The following is a 1,188-nucleotide window of genomic DNA, read 5'->3' on the forward strand; positions in this document are numbered from 1 at the left end:
GTCTGGCTGCTCGCGTGCGCGGGCTACGCTGCGCAGATTCTCTGGAGAGTGTAAAAGAATGGCTGCAATCAAGAATAGTCTGCCGCGTCGCAAGTTTGACGTGGTCATCGTCGGCGCGGGCGGCTCGGGAATGCGCGCGTCGCTGCAACTGGCGCGCGCGGGCCTGTCCGTGTGCGTGCTCTCCAAGGTGTTCCCCACGCGCTCGCACACGGTCGCCGCGCAGGGCGGCATCGGCGCGTCGCTCGGCAACATGAGCGAGGACAACTGGCACTACCACTTCTACGACACGATCAAGGGCTCCGACTGGCTCGGCGACCAGGACGCGATCGAGTTCATGTGCCGCGAGGCGCCCAACGCCGTCTACGAACTCGAACACTTCGGCATGCCGTTTGACCGCAACGCCGACGGCACGATCTACCAGCGCCCGTTCGGCGGCCACACCGCGAACTACGGCGAGAAGCCCGTGCAGCGCGCGTGCGCGGCGGCTGACCGCACCGGTCACGCGCTGCTGCACACGCTGTACCAGCAGAACGTTGCGGCGAAGACGCAGTTCTTCGTCGAATGGATGGCGCTCGATCTGATCCGCGACGCCGACGGCGACGTGCTCGGCGTGACCGCGCTCGAAATGGAAACGGGCGAGGTCTACATCCTCGAAGGCAAGACGACGCTGTTCGCCACGGGCGGCGCGGGCCGGATCTTCGCGGCCTCGACCAACGCGTTCATCAACACCGGCGACGGCCTGGGCATGGCGGCGCGCTCGGGCATCGCGCTGCAGGACATGGAGTTCTGGCAGTTCCACCCGACCGGCGTGGCCGGCGCGGGCGTGCTGATCACCGAAGGCGTGCGCGGCGAAGGCGGCATCCTGCGGAATTCGAACGGCGAGCGTTTCATGGAACGCTACGCGCCGACCCTGAAGGATCTGGCGCCGCGTGACTTCGTGTCGCGCTCGATGGACCAGGAGATCAAGGAAGGCCGCGGCGTGGGTCCGAACAAGGACCACGTGCTGCTGGACCTGTCGCACATCGGCGCGGAGACGATCATGAAGCGTCTGCCGTCGATCCGCGAGATCGCGCTGAAGTTCGCCAACGTCGACTGCATCAAGGAACCGATCCCGGTGGTGCCGACCATCCACTACCAGATGGGCGGCATTCCGACGAACATCCACGGCCAGGTGGTGGGCACCGCGAA

The 1,188-nt window shown here is 66.3% G+C and carries 1 protein-coding gene; it reads left to right on the top strand.

The genetic code is table 11. The annotated features are described in order from the left end of the window. Positions 1 to 58 precede the first annotated feature (58 nt). Positions 59 to 1,188: FAD-dependent oxidoreductase (locus tag SB753_RS34400; RefSeq protein WP_410804494.1), on the top strand; the 1,130-nt coding region annotated here is incomplete at its 3' end.

Source organism: Paraburkholderia sp. SIMBA_053, from assembly GCF_046534895.1.
Lineage (GTDB): Bacteria > Pseudomonadota > Gammaproteobacteria > Burkholderiales > Burkholderiaceae > Paraburkholderia > Paraburkholderia caledonica.